Here is a 12,883-nt window from a genome sequence, read left to right on the forward strand (position 1 = left end):
AGCTTGATGGCATTTTGTTGATTGTTTTTTATGCATAATGGCAGTATGTACTGCATATTTCAAATCCGACAATCATGCTTTCGTCGTAGATTATTTATTCAAATTCAATCAGAATAACTTCGGATAATACTCAGCTATGGCCAAAGTCAGCTAGATATTGCTATCGTCAAATAAAATGAGTCTCCCACTCTCGCTGTATTTTATACAGGCTTAGGATCTTGCCCATGAATTCAACTGAACCTTCCTATTTCCCTCCTCCTTTTCCTGCAGCAGATCATCCCTTATCGATCAGGGGCCGATTTGGACGTTTGAGTTTTATTGCCTGGTCCGCATTTTTACAGTTTATTTTCTTATGCAGCAGTATTGCGCTAGGTTTAAGTATTGATATTGTGAACATTGCCAGCCTATCGGTAGATTCAAACTGGCAAATTTCCCTGCACGGCCTGTCCAGCCTGTTTGCCTTGGCGATCATGCTGGTCTACCTGTATTTCGGTATTGTGATTACAGTACGGCGCTTACACGATCTGGACCGCAGTGGCTGGTGGATGCTGCTATTCTTCGTGCCTTTGATCAATCTGTTGGTCTGGATTTATATCGTACTTTTTCCAGGAACAAGAGGTAGCAATCAGTATGGTCCGATACGTACAAGCCCCGTCTGGGAAAAGATTGTGGCCTGGCTGGTGATCATTTTTACCGTACTCAGCCTGTTGGCGACGACTGCATTATTCTCTTATATGAGTGAAGGTGAGCCTTCAAGAATCCCAAGCGAAGTGAAACAAAAAACGACTGAGTTCTTTTAAGGCAGTTGTGTCTGTTTTGCATAAATATATTGTGTATAAATTTCGCTGTTGTTAATTTTTTGCTGTAGTTGAGGCAAAATAAGCGAAATTTAAATTGTGGAGTTTTTGTGGCTGAGCAAGAGAATACTTTAAGCCAGGTAACTGAAGGGACGACTGAGCTCCTGCATCAGGCGACTGAAAAAACTGCCCAAACCGTGATCGAACATACCTCCAAGTACAATGATGCCTATAGCACCATTGACAAGATCATGGAGGGTTTCTGGGAGCGTGTGCCTTATTTCTGCATCGCACTGACAGTCATTGTCATTTTCTGGTTACTGTCAAAACTGTTTAAGTTTTTTGTCCGTAAGACTTTAGAAAACCGTACTTATACCCGACAGAATCTGGTACTGGTGCTGAACCGTGTCGGTAGTACGGTGATTGTTTTCTTTGGCGTATTAATCGGGCTGGTGATTGCGATTCCAGGTTTCACCCCAGGTCAGCTGATGAGTGCGCTTGGGATTGGTTCGGTGGCGATCGGTTTCGCATTTAAGGATATTTTCCAGAATCTGCTCTCAGGTGTACTGATTTTGCTGGGTGAACCTTTCAAGATTGGCGATGACATTATCGTGAATGGTCTGGAGGGTACCGTGGAAGATATCCAGATTCGTGCAACCTTTTTACGCTCGCCAGATGGTCGTCGTATCGTGATTCCAAATGCTACGGTCTATACCAGTGCAGTCACGGTGAATACTGCTTATACCCGTCGCCGCTGTGAATTTTCGGTCGGGATCGGTTATGAAGATGATATCCAGAAAGCCAAGGATATTATTACTGCAATTCTGGATAAAGATCCGACCATCCTGAGTCAACCTGCATTTAGCGTCAATGTGATTGCACTGGCAGACTTCTCGATTACTCTCAAAGCCTTATGGTGGGTCAATACCACTGAAACAGGCATAGGCACCTCAATCAGTGCAGTTCAGGAACGGGTGATACAAGCCTTTGCTGAACATAATATTTCGATTCCATATCCGGTGCAGGAAGTGAAAGTCTATCGTGGCGATGGCCATGAAGATGCCTCAGCTCGCGCTAAACAGTCGACCTAAAACATATGAAATCGCCGTTTCAGTACGGAGAATACGGTTGCCAAGGCTCACTGCTTGGCAGCCGTTTTTTATGAGCAAATCAACTTCATACGGAATAAAGCCACCTTCGGGGCCAATGACAATCGTGCAAGGATGCTGAAGTGCATATGGCATCGGCTGTTCGGCATAAGGATGTGCAACAAAGGCTGGACAGTCTGCTGTAATGAGTCCCGGCAAAATATCTTCAACAAAAGGTTTAAAGCGTTTATACAGCTCAATTTTCGGAGCAAGCGTATCTCCTGCCTGTTCTAGCCCGAGATCGATATAATGATTCAGCTGCTGCAAAAATGGGGTCTGCCAATAGCTTTTATCCACCCGATAGCTATGCAATAAAATGATCTTTTCTACCCCCATGGTCACAGCATCCATGATCAGACGGCGCAAAACTTTAGGGCGTGGCAAGGCCACAATCAAGGTAACAGGCAGCTTTGCAGGAACTGATTCTTCTTGAATGGGTTTCAATAAAACTGCTTTTTCAGAAATTTCGACAACTTCAGTTAAATACCGTTTCCCTTCCCGAATCCCAACTTTTAATATGTCACCAACCTGAATCTCAAGATGCTGTTGCAAATGCTCCAGTTGTCGCTTTGAGCTAATCGGCCATAGTTCAGATTCGGTTTGGCGGGGATCAAGCAGGACGATATTCATAAAAAATTAACTCAACAAATCCATCACTGGATACGCGGAAACTTCATCCACAATTGTCCGAGGCAGGACTCTTTTTGCCTGATATAGGTTCTGCGATATCTCTGCAAAAAGATGGTATATGACGAGTTTTGTGGATGACAAATGGTTTTGTTACTTTTGCCGAAACAAAAGTAAAAGAAAGAAGAGCGCTAGCATTAAATCTATAAAGATAAGGCTTAGTTTTAACCTTATACAATCAATCCATGAAAATCAGCTTCTTCACAAATCAGAATATAATCAAAGATATTGATCAATCACCTGAATATGCCTTTCAAGTGAACCCTGATTTTGCTGCATAATCTTTTGTGCAGCAGTATTCAAGCTTTCAGCTTTAGCTGAATTATTCAGAATTTCTAGCAAAGTCTCAGCAGCCTGCTTAGCATCCTGCACCACTTCTACGGCATGCGCCTGGACAAACTCATCGACAATCGTCTGAAAGTTAAAATAGTTTTTACCCAGAATCGTTGGGACATTCAGCGCAACCGGCTCCAGAATATTATGCCCACCACCTGGTTCATTCAAAGAGCCGCCAACATAACAGGCTTGGCTCAAGGCATACCACAGCCACATCTCGCCCATGGAATCTGCCAGATAAACCTGAGTATCTTCTTCGATACGTTGCCCCAGACTACGACGTTGGGTTCTTAAACCTAAGGACTGTGCAGCTTGGAACACCTCATCAAAACGTTCCGGATGGCGTGGCACCACGATACAAACCAATGCTGGAGTTGCATCTAACGCAGCTTTAAGCTCAGCCATCAATTGCTGCTCTTCTGGGGCATGTGTACTGGCGAGAGTGATAATTTTCCGACTTTGTAGAGACCATTCCTGTTTTAATTGAGCAGCATGATCAATAAATTGCTGCGGTGCCGTGATATCAAACTTAATATTGCCCAAGACCTGAGTTTTTTCTAAAACTATACCTAGATCAATATAACGCTGCTGGGTTGCTGTATCCTGAGCCAAAAGACCTGTTAAATTCTTAAGCATGCCACGGGTTAGGCCTTTGACTTTGCCATAGCCCTTGGCGGATTTTTCAGAAAGACGGGCATTCAGTAACAGACATGGCACATTAAAAGCAGGTGCTTGATCAATCAGATTTGGCCAGAGCTCGGTTTCCATCAATAACAGCAATTTAGGCTGATATTTTTGATAAAAATCACGAATCAGGGTTTTCTGGTCAGCTGGCAAATATACAGCTTGGAATAAGTCTAAATAAGGTTCTTTTAAGAAGAGAGATTTGGCACGTGCCTGTCCGGTCTTGGTGGTATTGGTCACTAGAACCGGATGCCCAAGTTTTAAGTAATGTTCAATTAAAGGTTGAGCGGCATTGGTTTCCCCTACGGATACTACATGAAACCAGATCGCCTGCAGATTTTTAGGGGACTGGAAAGGACCAAAACGTTCCAACAGTTCTTGTTCTAATTGTTCCGGACTGGTCGCACGTTTACGTATACGGGATTGATAAAGCGGTTTCGCTAGCGCCAAGGCTGCGTTATACCAGAATGGAGTAGCCACATTGCGCCCCAAAACAGATTCAATCGGCAAAATATAACAGAGCCACATCGACATGTTAATCGATGTGGCTCTTATTTCGAATTATTCTATGGTGCTTAATACTCTAACTTCTGCCAAAGTTGGATAATCAATATAACCTTCAGCCACCTGACTGCCGATCATATTTTCCATTTTCAGCTCATTAAGCGGTGCATTATCAAGCAGACGTTCGTATAGATCAGGATTCGCAATATAGGCTTTACCAAATGCGACTGCATCTGCCTTTTCAGCTGCCAGTAGCTCAATCGCATCTTCACGACTCAGTTGCATATTGGCAATATAAGGCACTCCACCAGAACGCTCTTTCATATATTCGGAAATACTGTCTTCAGCCAGATATTCACGGGTAAAGAAGAAGGCAATCTTGCGCTTGCCCAGTTGCTCCATGGCATAGCCAAATGTTTCACGTGGATCATTGTCGCCCATGTCATGGTCATCACCACGCGGCGCAAAATGTACCCCTACTCGATCCGCACCCCATACTTCAATCAGTGCATCAGTTGCCTCTAGCAGGAAACGTGTACGGTTTTCGACTGAACCGCCGTATTCATCCTCACGCTGATTGGTTTTGCTTTGCAGGAACTGGTCAATCAGATAACCATTGGCAGCATGTAATTCAACACCGTCAAAACCGGCTTCTTTGGCACGAATCGCGGCTTGCTTGTATTGCTCGGTAATCGCGTGAATTTCAGAAACTTCCAAGGGGCGTGGCGTAACGTATGGACGCTTTGGACGTAATAAGCTGACATGACCCGCCTGTTGTACTGCACTTGCAGACACTGGTGTTTCACCATTTAACAGATCCGGATGTGATACACGACCAACATGCCAAAGCTGGGCAACGATTAAACCGCCCTTCTCATGAACCGCTTGAGTGACCTTTTTCCAGCCTTCGACCTGAGCATCGGTAAACAGTCCTGGAGTATTTAAATAACCGTTGGCTTCTTCAGAAATCACTGTCGCTTCAGAAATGATCAGGCCAGCACTTGCACGTTGCGCATAGTATTCAACCATCATGGGGGTTGGAACGCGATCAGCAGTTGCGCGGCTACGGGTCAGCGGCGCCATGATGACACGGTTTTTAAGCTCTAACGCACCGAGCGTTAAAGGAGAATTTAATTCAGCCATCGTTACTCCCACCTGTTAAAGGTGTTGTTGTAGGTGTTCGATAAATTGCTGAATCAAAGTTTCATTGCGGGAGAAATATGACCACTGTCCATGCTTGGTCGCAGTGATCAGGCCAGCCTGCTGTAATACCGACAGGTGATTGGACATGGTGGACTGGGAAACCTGGCCCAAACGTTCAATTTGACCTGCACAGACCCCACGTTGAAAGCCACCACACTCTTCCGCAGACAGATATTGCTCCGGAGATTTTAACCACTCCAGAATTTGTCGACGGGTCGGATTGGCTAAGGCTTTAAAAATTAGATCAAGGTCCATAGGCACATCACAATCAGTGGCGCAACGAAACTTCATTCAGCGTCTGTGATCATTATATCGTATTTTTTCGATTTATATATCGAATAATTTAGATATAAGAGTCACAGTCTGTTAAAGCTTTGTTACGCCAGCTTTTAAACGATTTCTTACAGGCCCTGTTTCAGGCTTGCTTCGATAAATTTGTCCAGATCACCGTCCAGAACTGCGCCAGTATTAGAGTTTTCTACCCCTGTACGCAAATCCTTGATACGTGAATCATCGAGAACATAAGAACGGATCTGGCTACCCCAGCCAATATCGGACTTAGAATCTTCCAATGCCTGTGCAGCTTCATTACGTTTATTCATTTCCAGCTCATACAGCTTGGCACGCAGCTGCTTCCAAGCATGGTCACGGTTGGCATGTTGTGAACGCTGGTTCTGACACGCCACCACGATACCAGTTGGAATGTGGGTTAAACGCACGGCAGAGTCAGTTTTGTTAATGTGCTGACCACCCGCGCCTGATGCACGATAAGTATCGGTACGGACATCTGAAGGATTGATTTCAATTTCGATATTGTCATCTACTTCAGGTGAGACAAACACGGCAGAAAATGACGTATGACGACGGTTGCCCGAGTCAAATGGTGATTTACGCACTAAACGGTGTACACCAGATTCGGTACGTAACCAGCCATAGGCATACTCACCTTCGACACGAATCGTCGCAGATTTAATCCCGGCAACATCACCGTCAGATTCTTCCATCAGTTCAGCTTTAAAACCATGACGTTCGATCCAGCGCATGTACATACGTAGCAGCATAGACGCCCAGTCCTGTGCTTCAGTACCGCCGGAACCTGCCTGAATCTCCACATAGCAAGGGTTTGGATCCATCGGGTTGCTGAACATACGGCGGAATTCAAGCTTCGCCAGTTCTTCTTCAGCCGTATTCAGCTCAGTCTGTACATCTTCCAGCATGGCCTCTTCATCTGCTTCAACCGCAAGGTCAAGCATTGCCTGGGCATCTTCAAGCTGGGTGGTTAAGCCGTCCAGTACATTGAGTACATTCTCAAGCTCGCCTTTTTCTTTGGCCATGGCCTGAGCACGACTCTGGTCATTCCAGATCGCCGGGTCTTCTAATTCACGCAGGACTTCTTCTAAACGCTCTTTTTTCAGATCGTAGTCAAAGATACCCCCGTAGTGTTTGACCACGTTCGTTTAAGTCTTTTAATTGGTTTAGATACGGATTAATTTCCACGTGAATTACTCTCAATCAAAATTAGGTATAAATTCTTAGGTCAATATTATATCACAGTCTATTTCGCCAATTTATAGCGATAAATCCATCTTTAAAGCTAAGCAAGAAAATGTCACTAGCACATTTTTTAATTACAAAATTTGTCAGCCCGATAAAATAGCTAAATATTATTTTTAATACTTTCTCATTCTATTCTTAAATATATTTCGCTGTATTTTTATACTCAGTTTTTTATTCATTTTAAAACCCTAAAACCCCTACAAAATAAGATAAAAAATAGCATTTTCAATACATTCCACAATATCTACACACTTTTAATAAAACAAAACATTTCATTTTTAGTTTTTGAATTCAATTAGTTATTAAATGAAAATTACATAATATTACCTTACTCACAATGTAGTAACTTTCCTTTGATTGACGATTATTAGAATTGGTCTAGACTTAAAGTTGTAACAAAAAGTGTATTAATTTTAGCCATATTTTTCAGAGGGGAGTATCCGCATGAAAAAACTAGCAATCGCTTCAGCATTACTTTCAGCCGTAGCTCTTACAGGTACAGCAGCTCATGCTTATCAAGTAGAAGTGGGTGCATCTGCAGGCCTAACAGACCCGGATAATGGTAGCTCAAGCGGCTCTTTTGGTGTTGATGGCACATACTACTTTAATCCAGTTGAAACACGTAATGCACCATTAGCCGAAGCAGCTTTCCTTGATCGTGCAAGTAATGTGAAAGCTCAATATCAATATGATGATTACGACTCTTCAGAACGTCACCGTTATGGTGTAGGTGCTGAATACTTCGTACCAAACTCAGATTTTTATTTGAGTGGTAGCGTAGGTCGTGATGATTCTAAATACGACTATGCACCTGATTTTGACGAAACCGTTTATAGTGCTGAAGTCGGTTATTTACCTGCACCAGGTCTGTTAATTGCAGCAGGTGTGAAAGGTTATGACAATGACTATGATGACGGTGTAGATCCAACTTTACGTGCTAAATATGTGACTACCTTAAGCAATGGTAAAGATATTAACCTTGAAGCTGGCGCTGCCTTTGGCGACCTGGATGAGTACAACTTAAAAGCTGACTACTTCATCGACAAAACTTTAAGTGTTGGTGCTGATTATCAAAGCAAAGACAATGGCCCATATGACTCAAATGAATTTGGTGTAAGTGCACGTAAATTCTTTAATGAACAAGTGAGCTTGGAAGGTCGTGTAGGTTTTGGTGAAATTGGTAACCAAGACTACAACAAATTTGGTCTAGCTGCGAAATACCGTTTCTAATCCAAACTAAGAAATTTCATTATAAAAAACCCATCTTCGGATGGGTTTTTTATTGCACTTTAAACAAGCATTTAGGTAGTTTTTGCACATTGACGGGGCGATTATTATCTGTACAATCTGTTACAACTGTTAATAAAACAGCCATATTTTATAACAAAGAGAGAACTCTAAATGCTTAAGAAACTTACTCTTGCTACAGCACTTATTGCTAGCCTAGGAACTGCTCACGCTTATCAAGCTGAAGTGGGCGGTACAATTGCTCTGGTTGATCCAGACAATGGGGATACTTCTACTGGTTTCGCAATTGATGGCACTTACTACTTCAATCCAGTCCAAGTTAAGAACTCGCCTCTTAATGAAGCAGCATTTTTAAATCGTGCAAGCAATATCAATGCAGCGGTTTCTTATATTGATTACGATTTATTTGATGTGACTACATTTAATGTAGGTGTTGAATATTTTGTTCCAAATTCAGATTTTTATGTAAGTGGTAATATTGGTCAATCATCTACTGATACACCAATTGGTGATGATGACACAACTATATACTCAGCAGAATTAGGTTATTTACCGGTTCCTGGTCTATTAGTGGCTGTTGGCTTAGCTGGTTATGACAATGACGCAGGCGATGATGTTGATCCAACCTTACGTGCCAAATATGTCACTCAAGTCGGTCAATACGACATGAACTTTGAAGGTGGTGCAAGCTTCGGTGATCTGGATGCTTATAGCCTTGGTGCAGATTTATATTTAGACAAAACCTTCAGTGTTGGTCTGGGCTATTCTGATTCCGATATTGATAATAGTGATGTCTTCACTATTCGCGCGAAGAAATTCTTCAATCAGCAAGTTAGTCTAGAAGGTTCAATTGATTTTGCTGACGAAGGTAATATCTTTGGCGTACGTGGTGCATACCGCTTCTAATCCCCAAGATTAAAAGTCCAAAAAAAAACCGCTCAATTGAGCGGTTTTTTATTTGAATAATTTATTGTTCCAGATGAGCAATTCGCATTTGCAGGCTAACATTGCCATTAAAGACATTTTTATCCAGTTCATAGACCAGACGTACATGCTGTTTCATCGGATCAAACTTGTATTTATCGATGGCACTAAAAGCAATCGCATCCACAACCTGTCCATTCTCTAAGGCAACACGTAATTTCAGATGTACATCCTTGAGCCAGCGGTAATCCAGAATCTTAAAGATGCCTTCAAAAATCGGTTGAGGAAACTTTTGTCCCCATGGACTTAAGTTTTGCAGTAAATCGACCGTTTCAATTTGGAAAGCTGATGCCGGTAGTTCCCCATCAGTCCACAGCGTAGCTGTAAATAGGCTTTCATCCATCTCTGCAATCAGCTGTTCAAAGACCTGTTTAAATTCAGCAAAGTGCTGCTTTTTAATGGTTAATCCCGCTGCGGCCGCGTGCCCACCAAAATGGCTGACCAGATGCGGATACTGCTCTGCTATCCGTTCAATGCTATCCCGGATATGAATCCCTTCGATGGAACGTGCCGAACCTTTGATATGAATCCCATCTTCATCTGCTGCGAAAACAATACTTGGACGATGAAACTGTTCTTTTAAGCGCCCCGCTACAATCCCGATCACGCCCTGATGCCAGTGCTGTTCAAACATGATCAGTGCGGCTGGCAAAGTATTCTCATCCAGCTGGATTTTTTCCAGTTCAGTCAGAGCTTCCTGTTTGATTTTGCCTTCTACCTGACGGCGTTCGACATTGAGCTGATTCAGCTGTTCTGCGAGTGGATAAGCGGTTGCCAGATCCGGAGCGAGCAGACACTCAATCCCGATATCCATGGTTTCCATACGACCTGCCGCATTAATACGTGGACCAAGCACAAAACCCAGATCCTGCGCTTTGAGCGTGGCAGCATCACGACCAGCAATTTCCAGCAAGGCACTGATGCCAGGTCGGCAAAGATGCTGCTGAATCCGTTTTAAGCCGGCATCCACCAGAATACGGTTGTTATAATCCAGACTTGCGACATCTGCATAAGTGCCTAAAGCGACTAGATCCAGATAATTGGTAATAACCGTTGAAGATTTACCGAGCTTTTTACGATGAGTCGATAGATTCGCCAAGACATAAAAAGCTACCCCCACTCCCGCCAAGGCCTTACTTGGAAAATCACAACACAGCTGATTGGGATTGACCACAGCCTCTGCTGCAGGGGTAGGCTTGGTAGTTAAGTGGTGATCGGTAATAATCACCTGCATGCCATGATCCTGCGCCTGCTTCACACCTTCATGACTGGAAATCCCGTTATCCACTGTGATTAAAAGATCCGGCGTAAAATTGGCAAAAGCCAGATCCGCAATCGCAGGTGTCAGGCCATAACCATACTTAAACCGGTCAGGAACCAGATAGTCGACATGAGCACCCATATCACGCAGAGCAAGTACCATCAGTGTGGTACTGGTCGCCCCATCAGCATCATAGTCACCGACAATTACGATTTTCTGGCCGGCATCTATAGCCTGATCAATCAGCTGGACCGCTTCCGTTAAGCCTTTCATGGTCGGAGCCAGCAGATGCTTGAGTTTCAGCTCCAGCTCCTGTTCAGATTCCACGCCACGGCGTGCCAGAATGTTAGCTACAAATGAAGGCACGCCCTGAAAAGATTCAGGGCGTGTCAGTAAAGGTCTTTGCTTGATTTCAAGTTTAGGCATTGTTATGGCATCAATCGTTGTAGTTTCCACGCCCCATCGATTTTTTCATAACTCAGGCGGTCATGTAAACGGTTGGGGCGCCCCTGCCAGAATTCATAATAGTCCGGCTGCAAACGATAGCCGCCCCAGAATACCGGTTTATCCAGCTCTTCCTGATTGGCAACCTGCTGATGCAGATTCCAGAAACGTTGCTGTAGTTCTTCACGACTCGCAACCACACCACTTTGCGGAGTACTGATATGAGCAGCGATCTGACTTTCACGTGGACGTTTATGATAATAATCAGTCGATTCTTCTTCCGAAATTTTAACTACCTTACCGCTAATCCGGATCTGACGTTCCTGTTCCTGCCAGTAAAACAGCAATTCTGCATACGGGTTTTCGGCCAGATCCAGACCTTTTTGACTGTCATAATTGGTATAGAAATCATAACCCGCTTCAGTGGCACCACGCAGCAACACTGTACGCACATGCGGACGACCTTGTGCATTTGCAGTTGCCAATGACATGGCATAAGGTTCATGCAGCTGTGCAGCAAGGGCATGGTTAAACCACTGCAAAAACTGCATATGCGGATTGGGATTGACCTGATCTTCATGTAGCTCGCCTTTTTGGTAGCTCAGACGCAGTTCACTTAGATCCTTAATCAGATCGCTCATTCACTCTTCCCCCATTTAAGCGGCGTTGGCACGTACCGCATCAGCCAATGAATTTGCCAGGGTGGTCACCTCTGCAAGATCCTCGCCTTCCACCATGACACGGATCACCGGTTCAGTCCCTGACTTACGGATCAGTAAACGGCCACGGCCTTTGAGCTGTTCTTCAGCTTTGCTAAATTCTGCAGTCAAAGCAGGCACTGAGTACGGGTCAAACATGGTATTCAGACGTACATTCACCAAGACATTCGGCAATAATTTAAAATCAGCCACTAACTCGTGCAGTGCTTTCTTCTGCTCGACCATCACGGTTAAGACTTGCAGCGCAGCAATAATCGCATCGCCTGTGGTGCTCTTGTCCAAAGTCAGGATATGGCCTGATGGCTCACCACCAATCGACCAGCCTTTTTCTTCCAGACCTTGCAGTACATAACGGTCACCGACTTTGGCACGTAGCAGCTCTACCCCAGCTTTCTCGAGGGCCAGTTCCAGCGCCATGTTGCTCATCAAGGTACCAACAATCCCAGCTGGCTTGTTTTTTGCCTGAGTCGCGAGGATATACAAAATATGATCGCCGGTAATTTGTTCACCGTTTTTATCGACCATAATCACGCGGTCAGCATCACCATCAAAGGCTATACCTAAATCAGCACCATGTTCAACCACTGCTTTTTGCAGATTTTCTGGATGAGTTGAACCGCAGTTCTCATTGATATTCAGACCATTTGGCTCATCGTAAATGGAAATAACATTAGCACCCAACTCACGAAAAACCGCAGGCCCTACGCTATAAGCTGCACCATTGGCACAATCAACAACAATGGTTAAATCATTCAGGTCTAAATGGTATGGGAAGGTTGATTTACAGAATTCGATATAACGGCCATTGGCATCTTTCACGCGGAAACTTTTACCCAAGTTCGCGTTATCTTCGATCACCAGTTCTTTTTCCAGTTCCTGGTTGATCTCATCCTGCAAAGCATCAGGCAGTTTTTTACCTTCACTCGAGAAAAACTTAATCCCGTTATCGAAATACGGATTGTGTGATGCAGAAATGACAATACCTAAACTGGCATGTAAAGCGCGGGTTAAATGGGCAATGGCTGGCGTTGGCAAAGGTCCAAGCAGATGCACATAGACACCTGCCGTATTGAGTCCTGCCTGTAGCGCAGATTCCAGAATATAACCAGATAAACGGGTATCTTTCCCCAGTACCACCAATGGTTTGTTTTTTTTGCTATTTCGTTTTAATACTTTTCCTGCCGCAAAACCTAATTTCAGGGCAAATTCAGGTGTAATCGGTAACTCACCAAATTTTCCACGAATACCATCGGTACCAAAATAACTCATGCTTTGTCTCACTTCTTAGCGGGTGATTTACATCATCCTTTT

12 protein-coding genes are annotated in these 12,883 nt (G+C 43.9%); 4 read left to right on the forward strand and 8 right to left on the reverse strand.

Annotated features, from left to right (window positions below; all coding sequences use genetic code 11):
• Positions 1-224: 224 nt before the first annotated feature.
• On the forward strand, positions 225-800 hold the full coding sequence (locus tag FTU01_RS12640) for a DUF805 domain-containing protein (RefSeq protein WP_159123799.1): 576 nt from the start codon (positions 225-227) through the stop codon (positions 798-800).
• Positions 801-907: 107 nt separating this feature from the next.
• Positions 908-1,888 carry a mechanosensitive ion channel family protein gene (locus tag FTU01_RS12645; protein ID WP_159123798.1) on the forward strand — a complete coding sequence of 327 codons (981 nt, stop codon included), beginning with the start codon at positions 908-910 and terminating at the stop codon, positions 1,886-1,888.
• On the opposite strand, the gene FTU01_RS12650 is transcribed toward FTU01_RS12645, so the two are convergent.
• The 5 genes from FTU01_RS12650 to prfB form a co-directional block, all read right to left on the reverse strand.
• The gene (locus FTU01_RS12650) at positions 1,862-2,575 is read right to left on the reverse strand and encodes a 16S rRNA (uracil(1498)-N(3))-methyltransferase (protein ID WP_180139361.1); all 714 of its coding nucleotides are present in this window, start codon (positions 2,573-2,575) and stop codon (positions 1,862-1,864) included. The two genes, FTU01_RS12645 and FTU01_RS12650, sit on opposite strands and share 27 nt — an antisense overlap.
• A 276-nt stretch (positions 2,576-2,851) precedes the next feature.
• Positions 2,852-4,132, reverse strand: a complete 1,281-nt coding sequence (locus tag FTU01_RS12655; RefSeq protein ID WP_180139375.1) for a 3-deoxy-D-manno-octulosonic acid transferase — start codon at positions 4,130-4,132, stop codon at positions 2,852-2,854.
• Positions 4,133-4,213: 81 nt separating this feature from the next.
• Positions 4,214-5,299, reverse strand: a complete 1,086-nt coding sequence (locus tag FTU01_RS12660) for an alkene reductase (RefSeq protein ID WP_166139484.1) — start codon at positions 5,297-5,299, stop codon at positions 4,214-4,216.
• A gap of 15 nt (positions 5,300-5,314) precedes the next feature.
• The gene (locus FTU01_RS12665) at positions 5,315-5,614 is read right to left on the reverse strand and encodes a helix-turn-helix transcriptional regulator (protein ID WP_121979733.1); all 300 of its coding nucleotides are present in this window, start codon (positions 5,612-5,614) and stop codon (positions 5,315-5,317) included.
• A gap of 146 nt (positions 5,615-5,760) precedes the next feature.
• Positions 5,761-6,856 (reverse strand): peptide chain release factor 2 gene (prfB, locus tag FTU01_RS12670; protein WP_180139362.1). Its coding sequence is split into 2 segments (ribosomal slippage): positions 5,761-6,783 and positions 6,785-6,856, totalling 1,095 coding nucleotides; the frame shifts between segments, so codons are not numbered across the junction.
• Positions 6,857-7,360: 504 nt separating this feature from the next.
• On the opposite strand from prfB, the gene FTU01_RS12675 reads away from it, so the two are divergent.
• Both FTU01_RS12675 and FTU01_RS12680 read left to right on the forward strand, forming a co-directional pair.
• The gene (locus FTU01_RS12675; protein ID WP_034703585.1) at positions 7,361-8,146 is read left to right on the forward strand and encodes a putative porin; all 786 of its coding nucleotides are present in this window, start codon (positions 7,361-7,363) and stop codon (positions 8,144-8,146) included.
• Positions 8,147-8,317: 171 nt separating this feature from the next.
• Positions 8,318-9,070: a putative porin gene (locus FTU01_RS12680; RefSeq protein WP_180139363.1), complete on the forward strand. Its 753-nt coding sequence runs from the start codon at positions 8,318-8,320 to the stop codon at positions 9,068-9,070.
• Between the two features lie 61 nt (positions 9,071-9,131).
• On the opposite strand, the gene recJ is transcribed toward FTU01_RS12680, so the two are convergent.
• The 3 genes from recJ to glmM are packed head-to-tail and all read right to left on the reverse strand — an operon-like array spanning position 9,132 to position 12,841.
• On the reverse strand, positions 9,132-10,835 hold the full coding sequence (gene recJ / locus FTU01_RS12685; RefSeq protein ID WP_180139364.1) for a single-stranded-DNA-specific exonuclease RecJ: 1,704 nt from the start codon (positions 10,833-10,835) through the stop codon (positions 9,132-9,134).
• Positions 10,836-10,837: 2 nt separating this feature from the next.
• Positions 10,838-11,494, reverse strand: a complete 657-nt coding sequence (gene pdxH, locus FTU01_RS12690; protein ID WP_180139365.1) for a pyridoxamine 5'-phosphate oxidase — start codon at positions 11,492-11,494, stop codon at positions 10,838-10,840.
• 15 nt (positions 11,495-11,509) lie between these two features.
• Positions 11,510-12,841 carry a phosphoglucosamine mutase gene (gene glmM, locus FTU01_RS12695; RefSeq protein ID WP_180139367.1) on the reverse strand — a complete coding sequence of 444 codons (1,332 nt, stop codon included), beginning with the start codon at positions 12,839-12,841 and terminating at the stop codon, positions 11,510-11,512.
• Positions 12,842-12,883: the final 42 nt, after the last annotated feature.

It is taken from the genome of Acinetobacter sp. YH12043 (genome assembly GCF_013419915.1).
Lineage (GTDB): Bacteria > Pseudomonadota > Gammaproteobacteria > Pseudomonadales > Moraxellaceae > Acinetobacter.

Bases quoted from the DNA above. Each gene is read 5' to 3' on its own strand.
- FTU01_RS12640 (WP_159123799.1), top strand. From the start codon at position 225: ATGAATTCAACTGAACCTTCCTATTTCCCTCCTCCTTTTCCTGCAGCA.
- FTU01_RS12650 (WP_180139361.1), bottom strand. From the start codon at position 2,575: ATGAATATCGTCCTGCTTGATCCCCGCCAAACCGAATCTGAACTATGG.
- FTU01_RS12660 (WP_166139484.1), bottom strand. From the start codon at position 5,299: ATGGCTGAATTAAATTCTCCTTTAACGCTCGGTGCGTTAGAGCTTAAA.
- FTU01_RS12665 (WP_121979733.1), bottom strand. From the start codon at position 5,614: ATGGACCTTGATCTAATTTTTAAAGCCTTAGCCAATCCGACCCGTCGA.
- FTU01_RS12675 (WP_034703585.1), top strand. From the start codon at position 7,361: ATGAAAAAACTAGCAATCGCTTCAGCATTACTTTCAGCCGTAGCTCTT.
- FTU01_RS12680 (WP_180139363.1), top strand. From the start codon at position 8,318: ATGCTTAAGAAACTTACTCTTGCTACAGCACTTATTGCTAGCCTAGGA.
- recJ (WP_180139364.1), bottom strand. From the start codon at position 10,835: ATGCCTAAACTTGAAATCAAGCAAAGACCTTTACTGACACGCCCTGAA.
- pdxH (WP_180139365.1), bottom strand. From the start codon at position 11,494: ATGAGCGATCTGATTAAGGATCTAAGTGAACTGCGTCTGAGCTACCAA.
- glmM (WP_180139367.1), bottom strand. From the start codon at position 12,841: ATGAGTTATTTTGGTACCGATGGTATTCGTGGAAAATTTGGTGAGTTA.